General features: G+C 54.4%; 13 protein-coding genes. 10 read left to right on the plus strand and 3 right to left on the minus strand.

Going from position 1 to position 22803, the window contains the following annotated elements; all coding sequences use genetic code 11:
• Positions 1 to 6: 6 nt before the first annotated feature.
• From glgB to glgP, 5 genes are read left to right on the plus strand one after another with little or no spacing between them, the layout of a single operon-like run.
• Positions 7 to 2193, plus strand: a complete 2187-nt coding sequence (gene glgB, locus AC534G_RS01590) for a 1,4-alpha-glucan branching enzyme (protein ID WP_038634934.1) — start codon at positions 7 to 9, stop codon at positions 2191 to 2193.
• Positions 2190 to 4166, plus strand: coding sequence for a glycogen debranching protein GlgX (gene glgX / locus AC534G_RS01595; RefSeq protein WP_199981060.1), 1977 nt, complete (start codon positions 2190 to 2192; stop codon positions 4164 to 4166). The genes glgB and glgX overlap by 4 nt, the downstream gene beginning before the upstream one ends.
• A 14-nt stretch (positions 4167 to 4180) precedes the next feature.
• Positions 4181 to 5476, plus strand: coding sequence for a glucose-1-phosphate adenylyltransferase (glgC, locus tag AC534G_RS01600; protein ID WP_006687433.1), 1296 nt, complete (start codon positions 4181 to 4183; stop codon positions 5474 to 5476).
• A complete protein-coding gene (gene glgA / locus AC534G_RS01605) occupies positions 5476 to 6909 on the plus strand; it encodes a glycogen synthase GlgA (protein WP_038634926.1) in 1434 nt (477 codons plus the stop codon). The genes glgC and glgA overlap by 1 nt, the downstream gene beginning before the upstream one ends.
• 19 nt (positions 6910 to 6928) lie before the next feature.
• The gene (gene glgP / locus AC534G_RS01610; RefSeq protein ID WP_087856281.1) at positions 6929 to 9376 is read left to right on the plus strand and encodes a glycogen phosphorylase; all 2448 of its coding nucleotides are present in this window, start codon (positions 6929 to 6931) and stop codon (positions 9374 to 9376) included.
• A 91-nt stretch (positions 9377 to 9467) separates the two neighbouring features.
• Here glgP and glpD read toward each other — a convergent pair whose 3' ends face one another.
• Positions 9468 to 10976 (minus strand): glycerol-3-phosphate dehydrogenase, encoded by a 1509-nt coding sequence (glpD, locus tag AC534G_RS01615; RefSeq protein WP_199981058.1) that lies wholly within the window; start codon positions 10974 to 10976, stop codon positions 9468 to 9470.
• 202 nt (positions 10977 to 11178) lie between these two features.
• Here glpD and glpE point away from each other — a divergent pair, with 202 nt between their 5' ends.
• From glpE to AC534G_RS01630, 3 genes are all read left to right on the plus strand, one after another.
• Entirely contained in the window at positions 11179 to 11505 is a 327-nt protein-coding gene (gene glpE / locus AC534G_RS01620; protein ID WP_038634917.1) for a thiosulfate sulfurtransferase GlpE, read from the plus strand.
• Positions 11506 to 11580: 75 nt separating this feature from the next.
• On the plus strand, positions 11581 to 12411 hold the full coding sequence (glpG, locus tag AC534G_RS01625) for a rhomboid family intramembrane serine protease GlpG (RefSeq protein WP_110496625.1): 831 nt from the start codon (positions 11581 to 11583) through the stop codon (positions 12409 to 12411).
• A 95-nt stretch (positions 12412 to 12506) separates the two neighbouring features.
• Positions 12507 to 13265, plus strand: a complete 759-nt coding sequence (locus tag AC534G_RS01630) for a DeoR/GlpR family transcriptional regulator (protein ID WP_003023499.1) — start codon at positions 12507 to 12509, stop codon at positions 13263 to 13265.
• Positions 13266 to 13306: 41 nt separating this feature from the next.
• Here AC534G_RS01630 and malT read toward each other — a convergent pair whose 3' ends face one another.
• A complete protein-coding gene (malT, locus tag AC534G_RS01635) occupies positions 13307 to 16012 on the minus strand; it encodes an HTH-type transcriptional regulator MalT (RefSeq protein ID WP_496594478.1) in 2706 nt (901 codons plus the stop codon).
• A gap of 630 nt (positions 16013 to 16642) precedes the next feature.
• Between malT and malP the strand changes: the two genes are divergently transcribed.
• Positions 16643 to 19036 carry a maltodextrin phosphorylase gene (gene malP / locus AC534G_RS01640; RefSeq protein ID WP_110496629.1) on the plus strand — a complete coding sequence of 798 codons (2394 nt, stop codon included), beginning with the start codon at positions 16643 to 16645 and terminating at the stop codon, positions 19034 to 19036.
• A 9-nt stretch (positions 19037 to 19045) separates the two neighbouring features.
• Positions 19046 to 21133 (plus strand): 4-alpha-glucanotransferase, encoded by a 2088-nt coding sequence (gene malQ / locus AC534G_RS01645; protein ID WP_110496631.1) that lies wholly within the window; start codon positions 19046 to 19048, stop codon positions 21131 to 21133.
• 96 nt (positions 21134 to 21229) lie between these two features.
• Here malQ and gntT read toward each other — a convergent pair whose 3' ends face one another.
• Entirely contained in the window at positions 21230 to 22546 is a 1317-nt protein-coding gene (gene gntT / locus AC534G_RS01650) for a gluconate transporter (RefSeq protein ID WP_003023507.1), read from the minus strand.
• Between the last annotated feature and the right edge of the window lie 257 nt (positions 22547 to 22803).

Here is a 22803-nt window from a genome sequence, read left to right on the forward strand (position 1 = left end):
ACAACCATGTCCGTTCGTATCGATAGAGACGTGATTAATGCGCTAATTGCAGGCCATTTTGCGGATCCTTTTTCCGTACTCGGTATGCATCAAACTGACGCGGGACTTGAAGTCCGCGCCTTACTTCCAGACGCCACAGAAGTGTGGGTGATCGAACCCAAAACCGGACGTAAAGTCGGCAAGCTGGACTGCCTCGACTCTCGCGGTTTTTTCTGTGCTGTACTTCCCCGCCGTAAAAATTTCTTTCGTTATCAGTTAGCCGTTGTCTGGCATGGCCAGCAGAATCTTATTGATGACCCTTATCGTTTTGGTCCGCTAATCCAGGATATGGATGCCTGGCTGCTATCTGAAGGTACGCACCTGCGTCCTTACGAAACGCTGGGCGCGCATGCGGATACCATGGATGGCGTAACCGGCACGCGTTTCTCAGTCTGGGCGCCCAACGCCCAACGTGTTTCGGTGGTCGGGCAGTTCAACTACTGGGATGGCCGTCGCCACCCGATGCGTCTGCGTAAAGAGAGCGGTATCTGGGAGCTGTTTATCCCCGGCGCACAGCATGGTCAGCTGTATAAGTACGAGATGATCGATGCTAACGGTAAGTTGCGCATTAAAGCTGACCCTTACGCCTTCGAAGCGCAGATGCGCCCGGAGACCGCGTCGCTTATCTGCGGCCTGCCCGAAAAAGTGGTGCAAAGCGAGGAGCGCAAAAAAGCCAACCAGTTTGATGCGCCGATCTCTATCTACGAGGTGCATCTGGGGTCATGGCGTCGTCATACTGATAACAACTTCTGGCTGAGCTACCGCGAACTGGCGGATCAACTGATTCCTTACGCCAAGTGGATGGGCTTTACTCATCTCGAGCTGTTGCCGATTAACGAGCATCCGTTCGACGGCAGTTGGGGCTACCAGCCAACCGGCATGTATGCGCCGACCCGTCGTTTCGGGACGCGTGATGATTTCCGCTATTTTGTGAATGCCGCGCATCAGGCGGGGCTGAACGTCATTCTGGACTGGGTTCCGGGCCATTTCCCGTCGGATGATTTTGGTCTGGCAGAGTTTGATGGCACCAGGTTGTATGAGCACAGTGACCCGCGTGAAGGGTATCACCAGGACTGGAATACGCTGATCTACAACTACGGCCGCCGTGAGGTCAGCAACTATCTGGTGGGTAACGCCCTGTACTGGATTGAACGTTTTGGGATTGACGCGCTGCGCGTGGATGCCGTGGCATCGATGATTTATCGCGACTACAGCCGCAAAGAAGGGGAATGGGTCCCGAATGAATTTGGTGGTCGTGAGAACCTCGAAGCGATTGAATTTTTACGCAATACCAACCGTATTCTTGGCGAGCAGGTGCCCGGCGCCGTAAGCATGGCGGAAGAGTCAACCGACTTTGCCGGCGTATCAAGACCGCAGGACATGGGCGGTTTAGGGTTCTGGTATAAGTGGAACCTCGGCTGGATGCACGACACGCTGGACTACATGAAACTGGATCCGGTTTATCGTCAGTATCATCACGACAAGCTGACCTTCGGCATGCTGTACAACTACACCGAAAACTTTGTTCTGCCGCTGTCGCACGATGAAGTGGTGCACGGTAAAAAATCCATTCTCGACCGCATGCCGGGAGACGCATGGCAGAAGTTTGCCAACCTGCGCGCTTACTACGGCTGGATGTGGGCCTTCCCGGGTAAGAAACTGCTGTTTATGGGCAACGAGTTTGCTCAGGGACGTGAATGGAATCACGACGTCAGTCTGGACTGGCACTTACTGGAAGGCGGCGATAACTGGCACCACGGGGTGCAACGTCTGGTGCGTGACCTGAACCATACTTATCGCCATCACAAGGCGCTGCATGAACTCGACTTTGACAGCTATGGTTTTGAATGGCTGGTGGTTGACGATAAAGAACGTTCGGTGCTGATTTTTGTTCGTCGTGACAAGGCCGGCAACGAAATTATCGTTATCAGCAATTTTACGCCAGTACCTCGCCACGGCTATCGCTTCGGTATCAATCAGCCGGGCAAATGGCGTGAAATCCTCAATACCGATTCGATGCATTACCACGGTAGCAATACCGGTAACGGCGGCGCGGTGCATAGCGATGAAATCGCCAGTCATGGCCGCCAGCACTCACTGAGCCTGACGTTGCCGCCGTTGGCGACGATCTGGCTGGTTCGGGAGGGGGAATGACGCATCTGGCAACCGGCAACGCCACCCCGCATGGTGCAACGTATGACGGCCATGGCGTCAATTTCACGCTTTTCTCGGCCCACGCCGAACGCGTTGAATTATGCGTTTTCGATGAGCAAGGCTGTGAACTCCGCTATGACCTGCCGGGGCGTAGCGGCGATATTTGGCACGGTTATCTGGCCAACGCCCGTCCGGGCCTGCGCTATGGCTATCGCGTACATGGTCCGTGGCAACCAGAGCAAGGCCACCGGTTTAACCCGGCGAAACTGTTGCTCGATCCTTATGCGCGCCGGGTGGATGGCGAGTTAAAAGATAACCCGCTGCTGCACGGCGGGCTAAATGAACCTGATCATCATGATAATGCCGCCATCGCGCTGAAGGGCGTGGTGGTGTCCGACCATTATGACTGGGAAGACGATGCCCCGCCGCGCACGCCGTGGGGCAATACCGTGATTTACGAAGCGCATGTGAAAGGACTGACGTATCTGCATCCTGAGCTGCCGGAAGAGCTTAGCGGAACCTATAAAGCGCTGGGTCATCCGGTGATGATCAACTATTTCAAACGCCTGGGCATTACTGCGCTTGAGCTGCTACCGGTGGCGCATTTCGCCAGCGAACCGCGTCTGCAGCGGCTGGGCTTGTCGAACTACTGGGGCTACAACCCGGTCGCTATGTTCGCGTTGCATCCGGCTTACGCCTGCTCGCCGGAGAGCGCGTTGGATGAGTTCCGTGATGCGGTAAAAGCGCTGCACAAAGCGGGGATTGAGGTCATTCTCGACATCGTTTTGAACCACAGCGCCGAGCTGGATCTCGAAGGGCCCGTCTTCTCACTGCGCGGAATCGATAACCGTAGCTATTATTGGATCAGGGATGATGGCGATTACTACAACTGGACCGGTTGTGGGAACACCCTCAATCTGAGCCATCCCGGCGTCGTCGAGTATGCGTGTGAATGCCTGCGTTACTGGGTTGAAACTTGCCACGTGGATGGTTTTCGTTTTGATTTAGCGTCGGTTATGGGACGTACGCCTACGTTTCGTCAGGATGCGCCGTTGTTCACTGCAATCCAAAACTGTCCGCTGCTCTCACGCGTCAAACTGATTGCGGAACCGTGGGATATCGGTGAAGGCGGGTATCAGGTGGGGAACTTTCCACCGCCGTTTGCCGAGTGGAATGACCATTTTCGCGATGCGACGCGACGTTTCTGGCTCCAGCGTAATCTCTCTTTGGGAGAATTCGCCGGGCGTTTTGCCGCCTCCAGCGACGTGTTTAAACGCAATGGCCGCAAACCCAGCGCCACGGTCAATCTGGTGACCGCGCACGATGGTTTTACCCTACGTGACTGTGTGTGCTTCACAAATAAGCACAATGAAGCGAATGGTGAGGAAAATCGCGACGGCACTAGCAATAACTACAGTGATAATCATGGTAAAGAAGGGTTAGGCGGCACGCTGGACCTGATTGAACGGCGGCGCGACAGCATTCATGCGCTGTTGAGCACGCTGTTGCTTTCTCAAGGGACGCCGATGCTGCTGGCCGGTGACGAGCATGGCCATAGCCAGCACGGCAACAATAACGCTTACTGTCAGGATAACGCCTTAACCTGGCTGGACTGGCAGCAGGCAAACGGTGGGCTAACCACCTTTACCGCCGCGTTGATTCATCTTCGCCAGCAAATCCCCGCATTAACGGGCGATTGCTGGTGGGAAGAGGGCGATGGCAATGTTCATTGGCTGAATAAGTACGCACAACCCTTAAGTGCGGATGAGTGGCAAAACGGCCCGAGGCAGATGCAAATCCTGCTTTCCGACCGTTTCCTGATTGCAATAAACGCCACGCTTGAGGTGACAGATATCGTTTTACCTGAAGGGGAATGGCGAGCTATTCCCCCATTTGCCGGAGAGGACAATCCGGTGCTTACGGCTGTCTGGCAGGGACCTGCGCACGGACTGTGTGTGTTCCATAGAGGATAAAAAAGGAGTTAGTCATGGTGAGTTTAGAGAAGAACGATCGTGTTATGTTGGCGCGCCAGCTGCCATTAAAATCTGTTGCCCTGATCCTGGCCGGTGGCCGCGGTACCCGCCTGAAAGATTTGACCAATAAACGTGCCAAGCCGGCCGTGCACTTTGGCGGTAAATTCCGCATTATCGATTTTGCTTTATCCAACTGTATTAACTCCGGCATCCGCCGTATCGGCGTGATCACGCAATACCAGTCGCACACGCTGGTACAGCATATTCAGCGCGGCTGGTCGTTCTTTAGCGAAGAGATGAACGAGTTTGTCGATCTGCTGCCTGCGCAGCAGAGAATGCAGGGTGAAAACTGGTATCGCGGCACGGCGGATGCGGTAACCCAAAACCTGGACATCATTCGCCGCTACAAAGCGGAATATGTAGTGATCCTTGCAGGCGATCATATTTATAAGCAGGACTACTCGCGTATGCTGATCGACCACGTCGAGAAGGGGGCGCGTTGCACCGTGGCCTGTATGCCGGTGCCTATCGAAGAGGCCAGCGCGTTTGGTGTGATGGACGTGGACGACAGCGACAAAATTATCGAGTTCGTTGAAAAACCTGCCAACCCGCCAGCCATGCCGGGTGACCCGACCAAATCTCTTGCCAGCATGGGGATCTACGTTTTTAACGCCGATTACCTGTATGAGTTACTGGCGGAAGATGACCTCGATGAAAACTCCAGTCACGATTTCGGTAAAGACATCATCCCAAAAATCACCGAAGCTGGCATGGCGTATGCACATCCCTTCCCGTTGTCCTGCGTACAGTCTGACCCGGAATCCGAGCCGTACTGGCGCGATGTGGGAACGCTGGAAGCTTACTGGAAGGCCAACCTCGATCTGGCCTCGGTGACGCCTGAACTGGATATGTACGACCAGGACTGGCCAATCCGTACGCATATGGAATCTCTGCCGCCGGCGAAATTTGTGCAGGATCGTTCCGGTAGCCACGGAATGACGCTGAACTCGCTGGTCTCCGGCGGCTGTATTATTTCTGGTTCGGTGGTGGTGCAGTCCGTTCTGTTCCCGCGAGTGCGGGTGAATTCATTCTGTAACATTGATTCGGCAGTGTTGTTGCCTGAAGTATGGGTAGGACGTTCATGCCGGTTACGTCGTTGCATCATTGACCGTGCCTGCGTTATCCCTGAAGGCATGGTGATTGGTGAAAATGCGGAAGAGGATGCTCGTCGCTTCTACCGCTCAGAAGAAGGCATTGTGCTGGTCACGCGTGAAATGCTGCGCAAACTGCAAATCAAACAGGAGCGATAATGCAGGTTTTACACGTATGTTCAGAGATGTTCCCCCTGCTAAAAACCGGGGGACTGGCGGATGTTCTTGGGGCGTTACCGGCCGCGCAAATTGCGGACGGTGTAGATGCCCGCGTGCTGCTCCCGGCGTTTCCGGATATCCGTCGCGGCATTCCTGATGCTCAGGTGGTGACGCGTCGCGATACTTTTGCAGGCAGAATTACGCTGCTGTTCGGGCATTACAACGGCGTCGGCATTTACCTCGTGGACGCGCCGCATCTCTATGACCGTCCGGGTAGTCCGTATCACGACACCAACCTGTTCGCTTATACCGATAACGTCCTGCGTTTTGCGTTGCTCGGCTGGGCCGGATGTGAAATGGCCTGCGGGCTTGACCCATTCTGGCGCCCGGATGTGGTGCATGCGCACGACTGGCATGCCGGTCTGGCCCCGGCGTATCTGGCGGCCCGCGGCCATCCGGCGAAATCGGTGTTCACCGTACACAACCTGGCGTATCAAGGCATGTTTTATGCAAAGCATATGGATGACATCCAATTGCCATGGTCGTTCTTTAATGTGCACGGGCTGGAGTTTAACGGGCAGATTTCGTTCCTGAAGGCCGGGTTGTACTACGCCGACCACATCACGGCGGTGAGTCCGACCTACGCGCGGGAGATTACCGAGCCGCAGTTTGCCTACGGCATGGAAGGTCTGTTGCAACAGCGTCATCGGGAAGGGCGACTTTCCGGCGTGCTGAACGGCGTGGATGAAAAAATATGGAGCCCGGAAACCGATCTGCTACTGGCCTCGCGTTATACACGCGACACGCTGGATGAGAAGGCGGAGAACAAACGTCAGCTACAAATTGCGATGGGACTTAAGGTTAACGATAAAGTGCCGCTGTTTGCTGTCGTGAGCCGTCTGACCAGTCAGAAAGGGCTGGATCTGGTGTTGGAGGCTCTGCCGGGTCTGTTAGAGCAGGGGGGGCAACTGGCGCTGCTTGGCGCGGGCGATCCAGTATTACAGGAAGGCTTCCTGGCCGCTGCGGCGGAACATCCCGGACAGGTAGGGGTGCAAATTGGTTATCACGAAGCCTTCTCGCACCGCATCATGGGCGGGGCCGACGTCATTCTGGTACCCAGCCGTTTTGAACCGTGCGGCTTAACGCAGTTGTATGGGCTGAAGTATGGCACGCTGCCGCTGGTGCGGCGTACCGGTGGGCTGGCGGATACGGTCTCTGACAGTTCGCTGGAAAACTTGGCGGACGGTATCGCCAGTGGGTTTGTCTTTGAAGACAGTAATGCCTGGTCGCTGCTACGCGCGATCCGGCGTGCTTTCGTATTGTGGTCCCGGCCTTCGCTTTGGCGGTTTGTACAACGCCAGGCCATGACCATGGATTTTAGCTGGCAAGTCGCGGCGAAGTCTTACCGCGAGCTTTACTACCGCTTGAAATAGATATCCAGGAATCACCTATATGAACGCTCCATTTACTTATGCATCGCCCACACTCAGCGTCGAGGCACTTAAGCATTCTATTGCCTACAAACTGATGTTCACGATTGGTAAGGACCCGGTCATTGCCAACAAACATGAGTGGCTGAACGCCACGTTATTCGCGGTGCGCGATCGTCTCGTGGAGCGCTGGCTGCGTTCTAACCGTGCGCAATTATCCCAGGAAACCCGTCAGGTTTATTATCTGTCAATGGAGTTTCTGATTGGGCGCACGCTTTCCAATGCGCTGTTATCGTTGGGGATTTACGACGATGTTAAAAGTGCGCTGGAAGGTATGGGATTAGATCTGGAAGATCTGATCGACGAAGAGAATGACCCCGGTCTCGGTAACGGTGGCCTCGGACGCCTGGCAGCCTGCTTCCTCGACTCACTGGCAACGCTGGGTCTGCCCGGACGTGGCTACGGTATCCGTTATGACTATGGCATGTTTAAACAGAACATTGTCGATGGTCGACAAAAAGAGTCCCCGGACTATTGGCTGGAATACGGTAACCCGTGGGAATTCAAACGCCACAACACGCGCTACAAAGTGCGCTTCGGCGGCCGCGTGCAGATGGAAGGCAAGAAAACGCGTTGGATTGAGACCGAAGAGATCCTCGCAGTGGCCTACGACCAGATTATCCCCGGTTATGACACTGACGCCACCAACACGCTGCGCCTGTGGAATGCCCAGGCCAGTAGCGAAATCAACCTCGGTAAATTTAACCAGGGCGACTACTTTGCGGCGGTGGAAGATAAAAACCACTCCGAGAACGTCTCCCGCGTACTGTATCCGGATGACTCTACCTATTCGGGACGCGAGCTGCGGTTGCGCCAGGAGTATTTCCTCGTCTCCTCAACGGTGCAGGACATCCTGAACCGCCATTATCAACTGCATAAAACCTACGACAACCTGGCCGATAAAATCGCCATTCACCTTAACGACACCCACCCGGTGCTGTCGATCCCTGAGCTGATGCGTCTGCTGATCGATGAACACAAGTTCAGTTGGGACGACGCGTTTGAGGTGTGCTGTCAGGTCTTCTCGTATACCAACCACACCTTGATGAGCGAAGCGCTGGAGACCTGGCCGGTGGATATGCTGGGCAAAATCCTGCCGCGCCATTTGCAAATCATTTTTGAGATTAACGACTACTTCCTGAAGACGCTGCAGGAGCAGTATCCGAACGATACCGCTCTGCTGGGACGGACGTCGATTATCGATGAATCTAACGGTCGTCGTGTGCGTATGGCATGGCTGGCGGTGGTGGTGAGCCACAAGGTGAATGGTGTGTCTGAACTGCACTCCAACCTGATGGTGCAGTCGCTGTTTGCTGACTTTGCGAAGATTTTCCCGACCCGCTTCTGCAACGTGACCAACGGTGTGACGCCGCGTCGCTGGCTGGCGCTGGCGAACCCATCGCTTTCTGACGTACTGGATGAGAACATTGGCCGCACCTGGCGTACCGATCTCAGCCAGCTCAGCGAGCTTGAGCAGCACTGTGATTTCCCGTTAGTGAATCAGGCTGTGCGTCGTGCGAAGCTGGAGAACAAAAAGCGACTGGCAACGCTCATCGCCCAGCAGTTGAACGTGGTAGTGAACCCGAAATCGCTGTTTGATGTGCAGATCAAGCGTATTCACGAGTACAAACGTCAGCTAATGAATGTGCTGCATGTGATCACCCGCTACAACCGCATCAAGGCCGATCCAGACGCCGAGTGGGTGCCGCGCGTGAATATCTTCGCGGGTAAAGCGGCTTCAGCCTATTACATGGCGAAGCACATCATTCATTTGATCAACGATGTCGCGAAGGTGATCAACAACGATCCGCAGATTGGCGATAAATTGAAGGTCGTGTTTATCCCCAACTACAGCGTCAGTCTGGCGCAGGTGATTATTCCTGCTGCCGACTTGTCTGAGCAGATTTCGCTGGCCGGGACCGAAGCCTCCGGGACCAGTAATATGAAATTTGCGCTCAACGGCGCGCTGACCATCGGGACGCTGGATGGCGCCAACGTTGAGATGCTGGAACATGTGGGTGCGGAGAATATCTTTATCTTTGGTAATACGGCGGAAGAGGTTGAGGCTTTACGCGTTCAGGGCTACAAGCCGCGTGAGTATTACGAGAAAGATGAAGAGTTGCATCAGGTGCTGACGCAGATCGGCAGCGGCGTATTCAGCCCTGAGGAGCCTGGACGTTATCGTGATCTGGTCGATTCGCTGATTAACTTTGGCGACCACTATCAGGTGCTGGCGGATTATCGCAGCTATGTCGATTGCCAGGATAAGGTTGATGAGCTGTATCGCCATCCGGAAGAGTGGACCACGAAGTCGATGATAAACATCGCCAATATGGGGTACTTCTCTTCGGACAGGACGATCAAAGAGTATGCCGAGAACATCTGGCATATTGATTCGGTGCGGTTGTAACATCCGAGGCCGGGGGCGTTTCGCTTGCCCGGCCTATGTTTATGCACTCTTGTAGGCCGGATAAGGCGTTAGCCGCCATCCGGCATTTTTATCAGGAGGCCAGCGACAGCTGGTGCTTCTCGATATACTCCGTCAGCCATTGGGTCATGCGGGACTGCTGTTCGGCATTCAGCCACATGCCTTCTTTCGTACGACGCCACAGCGCATCTTCTGCGCGACGCACCCACTCATGCTCAACCAGATACTTCAGCTCGGCCTCATAGAACTCATGGCCGAAGTCTTCGCCTAACTCGGCGATTGACGTGGCGTCGCCGATAATCCATTCAGTATTGCTGCCATAGGTACGCGAATAATGGCGTGCCAGCGATTCGGTCAGGAATGGATAGCGACGGCGCAGTTTTGCCGCGTAATCTTCGCGATCGCCGCCAATATCACCGCCAGGCAGGATGCACTCTTTGGTCCATGCGGGGCCAATGCCCTGATAGTATGACGACAGTTTTTCCATCGCGTGCTCGGCCAGCTTACGGTAGGTTGTCAGCTTACCGCCAAAGACCGACAGCAGCGGCGCTTTGCCGTTTTCGTCGTGGATATCCAGCGTGTAATCACGGGTAATAGCCTGCGGCGAGTCGGACTCGTCATCGCATAGCGGACGCACGCCCGAGTAAGTCCAGACGATATCGTCACGGCTAAGCTGTTTCTTAAAGTGCGCGTTGTAGACCTTCAGCAGGTAATTGATTTCGCTTTCATCAATTTTCACTGCTTTCGGGTCGCCTTTGTATTCGACGTCAGTCGTCCCGATGATCGAGAATTCGTCCATCCATGGGATAACAAACACAATACGTTTATCTTCATTTTGCAGAATATACGCTTGCTTCTGGGTATGTACGCGCGGCACCACGATGTGGCTACCTTTAATCAGACGAATACCGTACGGCGAAGGCAGATGCATGCCGTCATCAAAGAACTCTTTCACCCACGGACCGGTGGCATTGACCAGACCGCGCGCCTGCCAGGTGTGTTTTTTGCCGGTATCGATATCTTCGGCTTCAACGATCCACAGGCCGTTTTCACGGCGAGCGGAGGTGGCGCGGGTGCGGGTTAATACTTCTCCGCCTTTGCGCACGACCATTTGGGCGTTTGCCAAAACCAGACGCGCATCGTCTACCCAGCAGTCAGAATATTCGAAACCGCGCACAATCTCAGGTTTCATCACGGAATCCGCGCCAAAACGCAAACCAGTAGAACCCGGCAAACTGGTGCGTTTGCCCAGATGATCGTACATAAACAAACCAATACGGATCATCCATGCCGGACGCAGATGCGGGCGATGGGGCAGACGAAAGCGCATCGGGAAGGCGATATGCGGCGCCATTTTCAACAGCACTTCACGTTCTGCCAGCGCCTCGCTCACCAGGCGGAATTCGTAGTGTTCCAGGTAGCGCAGGCCACCGTGGATGAGTTTGGAGCTGGCGGAGGAGGTGGCGCAGGCTAAATCCTGTGCCTCCAGCATCAGCACGGATAAACCGCGTCCAGCGGCATCTGCCGCGATACCGGCACCGTTGATGCCTCCACCTATCACAATCAGATCTTTGGTTTCCATGCTGGCCTCTCGCACTTTCGTTATAGCTCATTAATGTTCGTTATCGAGCATAATAGCAAAGAATTGCGCCATTGGTAACATTGGATAAACAATTTACAGTGATACATATAACATTATGGCGTTTACCTGCGCAGGCAACGTACACTGGAGGGTAATATTGGTTACCTGCCAGAATATAAGTAGAACTTAACAAGAGAACGCCATGGATCAGTTTGAGTGTATTAATGTCGAAGAAGCCCATCAGAAACTCCTGCACGGAATGGCGGTGCTGGTGGACATCCGCGATCCGCAAAGCTATGCGATGGGCCACGCGCCGCAGGCCTTTCATTTGACGAACGACACGTTGGGGACGTTTATGCGTGAGCATGATTTTGATACTGCCGTGATGGTGATGTGTTACCACGGCAACAGCAGTAAAGGCGCGGCGCAGTATCTTCTTCAGCAGGGCTATGATGCGGTTTACAGCGTTGACGGCGGCTTCGACGCCTGGCATCGACATTTTCCTGCAGAAGTGACATACGGTTCGTAAGCTAACAAAGATGCAGCCTGAAACGGACAGGATATATATACTGTCCTCTTTTGTGTGGAATAAGCGACAGCAATAATGTTGATGATTACCTCTTTTGCTAACCCCCGCGTGGCGCAGGCATTTGTTGATTATATGGCGACGCAGGGCGTTATCCTGACGATTCAACAACATCAGCAAACGGATGTCTGGCTGGCGGATGACTCCCAGGCTGAACGCGTGCGTGCTGAACTGGCGCGATTTCTCGATAACCCGGGCGATCCGCGTTACCTCGCGGCCAGTTGGCAGTCAGGTCATACCGACAGCGGTCTGCGCTATCAACGTTATCCGTTTCTGGCCACATTGCGCGAACGTGCCGGCCCGGTGACCTGGGCGGTAATGGCGGCGTGTGTGTTGGTGTTTATCGCGATGAATGTGCTGGGCGACCAGGCGGTAATGCTCTGGCTGGCCTGGCCGTTCGATCCTTCGCTGAAATTTGAGTTTTGGCGTTATTTCACCCACGCGTTTATGCATTTCTCGCTCATGCACATTTTGTTCAACCTGCTGTGGTGGTGGTATCTCGGCGGCGCGGTTGAAAAGCGCCTGGGCAGCGGAAAGCTGATTGTCATTACTGTGATCAGCGCCTTGCTGAGCGGTTATGTTCAGCAGAAATTTAGCGGCCCGTGGTTTGGCGGGCTGTCTGGCGTGGTATATGCGCTGATGGGCTACGTGTGGTTGCGCGGCGAGCGCGATCCGCAAAGCGGTATTTTCCTGCAGCGTGGTTTGATTATCTTTGCCTTGATCTGGATTGTTGCCGGCTGGTTTGATCTGTTCGGCATGTCGATGGCGAACGGCGCACATATCGCCGGGCTGGCCGTGGGTCTGGCAATGGCGTTTGCCGATACTATTCATGTGCGAAAACGAACTTGACTCAAGTTTTGTGGTGCCGGAAGGCGGTGTGCGTTTGGACCAATTTGTAGGCCGGATAAGCGTCAGCGCATCCGGCAAAATTCCAGGGAACAATAATGAAGCAAACACAACGACATGACGCGATCATTGAGCTGGTAAAAAAACAGGGATACGTCAGTACCGAGGAGCTGGTGGAGCATTTCTCCGTCAGCCCGCAGACGATTCGCCGGGATCTGAATGACCTGGCCGATCAAAATATGATTTTGCGTCACCACGGCGGCGCGGCGTTGCCATCCAGCTCGGTCAATACCCCATGGCATGACCGTAAAGCGACGCAGACGGCGGAAAAAGAGCGCATTGCGCGCAAAGTTGCCACGCAGATCCCTAACGGTTCAACGCTGTTTATTGATATCGGCACCACACCGGAAGCGGTGGCGCATGCGCTGCTTAATCACAGCAACTTACGCATTGTGACCAATAATCTCAATGTGGCAAACACGCTGATGGCGAAAGAGGATTTCCGCATTATTCTGGCCGGGGGCGAACTGCGTAGCCGTGACGGCGGCATTATGGGCGAAGCGACCCTCGACTTTATTTCCCAGTTCCGTCTGGACTTCGGCATCCTGGGGATCAGCGGTATCGACAGCGATGGCTCCCTGCTGGAGTTTGATTATCACGAAGTGCGCACCAAACGCGCGATCATTGAGAATTCACGTCACGTCATGCTGGTAGTGGATCACTCGAAGTTCGGACGTAACGCGATGGTGAATATGGGCAGCATTAGCATGGTGGATGCGGTTTATACCGACACGCTGCCGCCAGCTGGCGTGATGCAGGTTATTGCCGACCACCATATTCAATTAGAGCTGTGTTAAGTGAACTCCAGGCCTGATAAGCGTAGCGCATCAGGCATTAACTATACCCCATAGCCCATCATCTTCAGCAGTTTCTGCGCATGCTGCACCGCATCCTGGCGGTGGGCGACGCCGAGTTTTTGGTACAAATTGCGGATGTGCGTCTTAATGGTCGTGGCTGCAACGGCCAGCTCACCGGCGATCTGCTCGTTGCTGTAACCTGAATAAATCAGTCCCAGAACCTGCCATTCGCGCTGGGTCAGCGGGCTGGTGCGGATAAGCTCCGGCACTTCCGGATGGGTAAGCAGTCGCTCAACGAATCCTTCATCAAAGTGGGCGAATTTGTGGCGGTGGTGCTGGTTAATCTCCCGCAAAACGCGCTGGGCGCGGTGCTGGTCGAGTTCTGGCAGCGTATTGAGCTGAATCAGTTGGCGCAACTGCTGCGCCATCGCCTCACCTTCGATAACAAAGTGGCTGATAAATCCGGTACGGTTCGCCAGTTGCAGCGCTTCGAGTAAGACGCGCTGCGCGTCATTTTTGCGTCCTGCCTGCCAGTACAACTGATTAAGCAGCAACAGGTTACGGTTCAGATCGCTCATCAGGCGCAGGTTACGCGCATTTTCATTTAACTCTTCCAGTACGATTTCCGCCGGTTCAAACTCACCCAGCAGGATCTGCGCGCGGGCGATGTTGCGCCACTGACTTTGCAGGAAGTGGTTATTAGCGAACTCCGGCTTCGGCGTGTGGCGTAGCCAGTTGGCGGCCGAGTTTTTGTCACCCACCATTTGCCAGTAAATCACCCGGACTTTATCGGCGTTTGAGATCCAGTCGCTGTGATAGCGACCGTTGCCCAATAAGTTTTCCAGACGGTTGAGCAGGCTACGCGCGTTGTCTAAATCGCCCCGGGCCAGCGAACACTGAATCAGCAGCGCCAGGCACTGTAGCTGTTGCTGTGGCTGGAATGTGGAAAGCAACTCAATGCCCATGCGGGCAGACGCTTCAGCTTCGTCCAAACGTGCCCATGCCCACAGTAACTGCGCGCGGATACGTACCAGGAACTCATGCATCGGCAGCTGTTCCAGGTGCTGCTCTTTGATCAGCTGGAACGCTTTTTCCTGCGTCTCCCAGGCGGCCTGCAAAAAGCCCTGGGCAAATAAAATTTCGCTTTGCTGGATCAGACTCCACAGCGCGTAATGCCAGACATCATGATGGCGCGCCATTTGCTCGGTTTGCTGCATCAACGCCAGTGAACGCGTGAGATCACCCTTACAATGCAGGACTTCACCATGCACCGAGGTGGCAACGATACGGCTATAGAACCAGGCGATGGGTAATTCATCCAGCGCCAGTTTTGCCAGACGTTCTGCTTCGTCAGGGTTACCGTCGTTAATCGCTACCTGCGCACGCAGCGCGTTAAATTCAGCGTGCAGCGTCGGCTCCATGTCGCCTTTCATCTCTTGTTCCGCACGGGCCAGCAGGGTATTAACCTCGCTGTAGCGGTGCTGGCTTTGCATCAGCCAGGCTTGCAGCAGAACCAGACGCGGATTTTCCAGTAGGCTTTCCCACGGCAGGGCTTTCAGCGACTCTTCCAATAGCGCCAGTTCGCTGTGGTTAAACAGGCCCCACGCATGATTAAGTAGGATATCGCGCAGCATATGGGCGTCGCCTGCCGCCAGAGCGTGGTGGATAGCTTCGCTAGGGAAACCCTGCGCCATCCAGCTTTCTGCGGCCGCGCGGTGTATTTCAGGCAGCTCGCTCGCCAGTTCCCACTGACAACGCTGGCGTAAAAAGCTGCCAAACAGCGGGTGATAGCTGAACCACTCGCCGACGTCATCCATTCGCTGCAGAAATAACCCCTGACGCTCAATTTCCTCAAGTCGCATTTGCCCGTTTTCTTCGCCGGTGACCCGAACGATCAGCGCATCGTTCATCGAACGCAGGATGGCGCTTTTGAGCAGAAAGTGACGGGTGCCGAGGTCAACGCTATCCAGTACTTCATCCACCAGGTAGTCGGATAAATGGCTGGCGTTGATCCCAGCGAGGCGTCGTGCAGACTGGTGCGCAGAGTTATTGTTCTGGCGGGCGGAAAGGGCAATCAGTTGTAACGCTGTGGCCCAGCCAGCAACGTCATCGCACATCCGGCTGCTTTCAGCCGCTTCAATCGGGGAGGATAAACGCCGATCGAAAAATTGTTTCGCTTCCTGATGGTTAAAGGCCAGTTGTTGGCTGCCGATTTCCAGCAACTGATCGCGCACCCGCAGGTTGGCAATGCCCAACTGCGGCAGATTACGCGACAGCACGACCAGTGTGAGATTTTCAGGCTGATGACGCAGGAAAAAGCGCATTGCTTCGTGAATGGCCGGATTGGAGATTAGATGATAATCATCCACCACCAGGTAGAGTTGACGATGCCACTCGGCCAGTTCAATAAATAGCTGCGCAAACAGTGACGTCAGGCTGGCATACTGGCGTTTTTGCACCAGCGCTTCGCTGGTGGTGCAATGCCCACCGGTCGCCTGCTGGATCGCGGCAATCAGATAGCTGGCAAAGCGCTCCTGCTGGTTATCGCCTTGATCCAGAGAGTACCAGCCTAACTCGTTCTTCCCCGCCGCCCATTGTGAAACAAGCGTTGTTTTTCCATAACCAGCAGGACTTGTGATCAGGGCGAGCCTGAAATTGTTCGCGCCGGAAAGTTTAGCCAACAGGCGCTCACGAACCACCGTATGGTCGAGACGAACCGGACGACTTAATTTAGACGGAATCAACATAAGTTAGTCACTTCACTGTGTGAAAATGGGGAAGAATGATTTTTTTTGCGCTTCGTAATTAATAGATATAAGGTCGGCCAGATTGGTATTTTATGCAAGCTAAGCGGGCTTTTTGTGTGTCTGATTTTGCACTATGTCACAAATCTATACATCTATTGCAATAATTTCTTTAAAGAGTCGCAACAGGCGTGGCGACTGGATCCAGCGTGACTTTCACCCAGCGGAAAGATTCCACTTTTTTATGTTGTTACTGTAACGTTTAATAAAAAGACGATGAGTTTTGTGCTCGACTTAAAACTTTCATGTGAAATAACTCAAGCAGAATGCGTATTTCAGGTGAGAAACTATTTCTCTGTTTACATATTTTTTCTAAATATCATCTTACTGTTTGATATTGTCTGGCTAATCTCTTTAGGTTAATGCGAAAACCGTGATGCATTTCAGGGGGATGCGGGGGAAACCTACGTATTGACCGGCAATGCCTCTCTGCTTTAAGTGGCGGCGATCACACTTTTATGCTCATCCCCGCTCCTCCTCCCTCCCTAATCCGTGCCAGGATGAGGAAGGTCAACAACGAGCCTGGCAAACTAGCGATAACGTTGTTTTATTACCTAAGGACCTGGAATCCCTATGTCACAGCCAACCTTCAACAAAGATCAATTTCAGGCAGCCCTGACGCGTCAGTGGCAGCGTTTCGGTTTACTGTCGGCTCACGAAATGACGTCGCGCCAGTGGTGGCAGGCAGTGAGTGGGGCGTTGGCTGAGTTACTCAGCGCCCAGCCAGCGGTGAAACCGGCAAAAAATCAGCGCCATGTTAACTACATCTCGATGGAGTTTTTGATTGGTCGTCTGACCGGCAACAACTTACTCAATCTGGGCTGGTATCAGGCGGTGAGCGATGAACTGAAAGCGCACGACGTCAACCTGACCGATTTACTGGAAGAAGAGATCGATCCGGCGTTAGGTAACGGTGGGTTGGGGCGTCTGGCGGCCTGCTTCCTGGATTCGATGGCGACGGTCGGCCAGTCGGCGACGGGCTATGGTCTCAACTACCAGTACGGCCTGTTCCGCCAGTCTTTTGCCGACGGTCAGCAGATGGAAGCCCCGGATGACTGGCATCGCGGTAGCTACCCGTGGTTCCGTCACAACGAAGCGTTGGACGTGCAGGTCGGCATTGGCGGTAAAGTCACCAAAGAGGGACACTGGGAGCCGGGATTTATCATCACCGGTCAGGCCTGGGATCTGCCGGTTCTCGGCTACCGTAACGGCGTGGCGCAACCGCTGCGTCTGTGGCAGGCCAGCCACGCGCATCCGTTTAACCTGACCAAATTTAATGACGGCGATTTCCTGCGCGCAGAGCAGCAGGGCATCGACGCCGAAAAACTGACCAAAGTGCTGTACCCGAACGACAACCACACCGCGGGTAAAAAGCTGCGCCTGATGCAGCAGTACTTCCAGTGCGCCTGCTCCGTAGCCGACATTCTGCGCCGCCATCATCTGGCAGGGCGTAAACTGCATGAGCTGGCCGATTTCGAAGTGATTCAACTGAACGATACTCACCCGACCATCGCGATCCCTGAGCTGCTGCGTGTGCTGATTGATGAGCACCAGATGAGCTGGGACGATGCGTGGGCCATTACCAGCAAAACCTTTGCGTACACCAACCATACCCTGATGCCAGAGGCGCTGGAGTGCTGGGATGAGAAGTTGGTGAAAGCGCTACTGCCGCGCCATATTCAAATCATCAAAGAGATTAACGACCGCTTTAAGAAACTGGTCGATAAAACCTGGCCGGGTGATGCTGAAGTGTGGGCGAAACTGGCGGTGGTGCATAATAAACAGGTACGTATGGCCAATATGTGCGTGGTCAGCGGTTTTGCGGTTAACGGCGTGGCGGCGCTGCACTCCGATCTGGTGGTGAAAGATCTGTTCCCGGAATATCACCAGCTCTGGCCTAACAAATTCCATAACGTCACCAACGGGATTACCCCGCGTCGCTGGATCAAACAGTGCAACCCGGCGCTTGCCGCGCTGCTGGATAAATCGCTGAAAAAAGAGTGGGCCAACGACCTCGACCAGTTGATTAACCTGGAAAAATACGCCGACGACGCGAAGTTCCGTCAGACTTATCGTGACATTAAGCTGGCGAATAAAAAACGCCTGGCAGAGTTTGTGAAGGTACGGACAGGTATTGAAATCAATCCGCAGGCAATCTTTGATATTCAGATCAAACGTCTGCATGAGTACAAGCGTCAGCATCTGAACTTGCTGCATATTCTGGCGCTGTACAAAGAAATTCGTGAAAACCCGCAGGCGGATCGCGTGCCGCGCGTCTTCCTGTTTGGCGCGAAAGCCGCTCCGGGTTACTACCTGGCGAAAAATATTATCTTCGCTATCAACAAGGTGGCGGAAACCATCAATAACGACCCGAAAATCGGCGACAAGCTGAAAGTCGTCTTCCTGCCGGATTATTGTGTCTCGGCAGCGGAAATGCTGATTCCGGCGGCGGATATCTCTGAGCAGATCTCAACCGCGGGCAAAGAGGCTTCCGGCACCGGTAACATGAAACTGGCGCTGAACGGCGCGTTAACCGTCGGTACGCTGGATGGCGCCAACGTCGAAATCGCCGAGAAGGTGGGCGACGAAAATATCTTTATCTTTGGTCATACCGTGGAAGAGGTGAAAGCCCTGAAAGCGAAAGGCTATGACCCGGTGAAATGGCGTAAGAAAGATAAGGTGCTGGATGCTGTTCTGAAGGAGTTGGAAAGCGGAAAATTCAGCGACGGCGATAAACATGCCTTTGACCAGATGCTGCACAGTATTGGTAAGCAGGGCGGTGATCCGTATCTGGTCATGGCGGACTTCGCGGCCTACGTTGCAGCCCAGAAGCAGGTTGACGTGTTGTACCGTGACCAGGACGCCTGGACCCGGGCGGCGATTCTGAATACCGCACGTTGCGGCATGTTCAGTTCAGATCGCTCTATTCGCGATTATCAGGCTCGTATCTGGCAGGCGAAACGTTAAGGAAGCGCGATGGAAAGCAAACGTCTGGATAATGCCGCGCTGGCGGCGGGGATCAGCCCACATTACATTAATGCCCACGGTAAACCGCAGTCTATTGGTGCCGAAACCAAGCGGCGTTTGCTTGACGCCATGCATCGCACCACCGCCGCCACGAAGGTGGCGGTGACCCCGGTGCCGAACGTCATGGTTTATACCGCGGGCAAAAAAATGCCGTTGGCGGTTGAGGGAAGTGGAGAGTTTACCTGGCTGCTAACCACCGAAGAGGGTGTGCAGTACAAAGGGCATGCCGTTGGCGGTAAATCTTTCAATCTGCCGGCGAAACTGCCGGAGGGATATCACACGCTTACCCTGACCCAGGGGGAGTTGCGTACGCATTGCCGTATCATCGTGGCGCCGAAGCGCTGTTACGAACCGCAGGCGTTGTTGGCCGGGCAGAAGCTGTGGGGGGCATGCGTTCAGCTTTACACCCTACGTTCAGAAAAAAACTGGGGGATTGGCGACTTTGGCGATCTCCGCGCCATGTTGGTGGATGTGGCACAACGCGGCGGCGCGTTTATCGGCCTGAATCCTATTCATGCGCTGTATCCGGCGAACCCGGAAAGTGCAAGTCCATACAGCCCGTCGTCACGTCGCTGGCTGAATATTATTTATATTGATGTCAACGCAGTAGACGATTTCCACCACAGTAAAGAGGCACAGGCCTGGTGGCAGAAACCCACGACTCAGCAAGCCCTGCAAAAGGCGCGAGATGCCGTATGGGTGGATTACTCTACCGTTACCGCACTGAAGATGACGGCTCTACGTATGGCGTGGAAAAGCTTCTCTGCGCGTGATGATGAGCAGATGGCGGCATTTCGCCAGTTTGTGGCTCAGGAAGGCGATAGCCTGTACTGGCAGGCGGCCTTTGACGCCCTGCATGCGCATCAGGTGAAAGAAGACGCATTGCGCTGGGGCTGGCCGGTGTGGCCAGAGGCTTTCCAGTCGGTGGACTCGCCAGAGGTTAAACAGTTCTGCGAAGCGCATCGTGATGACGTGGACTTCTACCTGTGGCTTCAGTGGCTGGCGTATACCCAGTTCGCTGACTGCTGGGAAACGAGTCAGTGTTTTGCGATGCCTATTGGGCTGTATCGCGACCTGGCGGTCGGCGTGGCAGAAGGGGGGGCGGAAACCTGGTGCGACCGTGAGCTGTACTGCCTGAAAGCCTCGGTTGGCGCGCCGCCGGATATTCTCGGTCCGCTGGGTCAGAACTGGGGGCTGCCGCCGATGGATCCGCACATCATCACAGCCCGCGCTTACGAACCGTTTATCGAGCTGCTGCGTGCCAATATGCAGAACTGCGGCGCATTGCGTATCGATCATGTTATGTCGATGCTGCGTCTGTGGTGGATCCCCTACGGTGAAACGGCCGATCACGGCGCCTATGTGCATTATCCGGTCGACGATCTGCTTTCAATTCTGGCGCTGGAAAGTAAACGTCATCACTGCATGGTGATTGGTGAAGATCTGGGTACTGTGCCGGTGGAGATCGTCAGCAAGCTGCGCGATAGCGGCGTGTACTCCTACAAAGTGCTTTACTTTGAGAATGACCATGAGAAAAACTTCCGTGCGCCGAAAGCGTACCCGGAACAATCAATGGCAGTCGCGGCGACGCATGACCTTCCTACGCTTAAAGGTTATTGGGATAGCGGCGATCTGACGCTGGGTAGAGCGCTGGGTCTGTACCCGGATGAGGTTGTGCTACGAGGGTTATATCAGGACCGGGAGTTGGCGAAACAAGGGCTGCTGGACGCGCTGCACAAATATGGCTGTCTGCCAAAACGCGCGGGTCACAAGGCCTCGCTGATGTCGATGACGCCGATGCTTAATCGTGGCATGCAACGCTACATCGCTGACAGCAACAGTGCGCTGCTGGGCCTGCAACCGGAGGACTGGTTAGGAATGGCGGATCCGGTCAACATCCCGGGGACCAGCGACCAGTACAAAAACTGGCGGCGTAAGCTCACCGCTACGTTGGAGCAGATGTTTGCCGATGACGGTGTGAACAAGCTGATTAAGGATTTGGATAAGCGCCGAAAAGCCGCTGCGAAGAAGAAATAGTGTTAGTTGGCCGGATGGCGACGCAGAATGCGTCTTATCCGGCCTACAATGACTGCGGTAGGCCGGGTAAGCGAAGCGCCACCCGGCACCGTTTTATCAGACCACCATGCCCAGCAGCAGACAACCTACCAGACCGCAGACGGAGATAATGGTCTCCAGCATTGACCATGACTTGATGGTCTCACCGATAGTCAGGTTGAAATACTCCTTGAACAGCCAGAAGCCAGGATCGTTCACGTGGGAGAAAATGACGGAGCCGGAACCGACTGCAATAACCATCAGCTCAGGGCTTACGCCGGTCGTCGCAATCAGCGGCGCCACTATCCCACCTGCGGTGATAGCTGCAACGGTTGCGGAACCCAGCGCGATACGCAGTACCGCAGCGATAGACCATGCCATCAGCAGCGGAGAAACGTTCGAGCCGTGCATCATTGAAGCGATGTATTTGTCCACGCCGCTATCAACCAGAACCTGTTTGAAGGCACCGCCACCACCGATGATCAACAGCATCATCGCGATGATTTTGATTGAGGACACCAGCGTGTCGTTAATCTGATCCATCGAACGTCCACGGTTCAGACCAAACGTGAACATCGCAATCAGCACCGCGATAAGCGTAGCCATGACCGGGTCGCCAAGGAATTCTGCAACTGTCAGGAAAGCATGACCTTTAGGCAGAATCATCTCCGCGACGGCGCGCATTGCCATCAGGATAACCGGAACCAAAGAGGTCCAGACGCTGACGCCAAAGCCTGGCATCTCTTCTTCGGTGAAGGTTTTTGCGCTGTACAAACCTTCCGGGATTGGCTTATCGATGCCTTTCAGGAAGCGCGCGTACACCGGACCGGCGAGAATAACGGTCGGGATGGCCAGAATCGTACCAAACAGCAGGGTTTTACCCATATCTGCGTGGAAAATGGTGGCGATAGCAGTCGGACCCGGGTGAGGCGGCAGGAAACCGTGCGTGACGGACAGCGCAGCAGCCATCGGGACACCAACGTACAGCAGCGGGATGTTTGCCGCCGCGGCAATCGTGAACACCAGCGGCAGCATCAGTACGAAGCCGACTTCGTAGAACAGGGCAAAACCGACGGTGAAACCGGTTAATACTACCGCCCACTGAATGTGTTTTTTGCCGAATTTAGCAATCAGCGTGGTGGCGATGCGCTGTGCGCCGCCGCAGTCCGCCAGCATTTTGCCCAACATGGCGCCAAAACCCATAATCAGGGCGAGGCTGCCAAGGGTTCCGCCGACGCCGGCCTTAATAGAACCGATGACTTTATCCAGCGGCATCCCTTGCATCAATCCGACAGCAAGCGCCACCAGGACGAGAGCGATGAAGCCGTTCATTTTGAAACGGATCATCAGGAGAAGTAACAAGATTACACCGATAGCAACGATGACTAATGGCATGATTTACCTGGCCTTTACTTTGTTATGGGTAACGTCAGTGTTTAGATGACAAATTCCGATTGTCCCGACCGGGAACCGAGTATTCACAGCACCAATGCTGATTACCGTCAAAACTAATTAGTTTAGCTGGTTGTTATGGGTGTGTTAGGTGCTGATATGAATGATACGGGTAACATGCAGCGCTTGAAAATCACCTGAGCAGGCAAAATTTAAATTATGAGAGGCGGGTCAAATTATAGCGGTGTTGTTGCAGGGGA

This window comes from Citrobacter sp. CRE-46 (genome assembly GCF_059615875.1).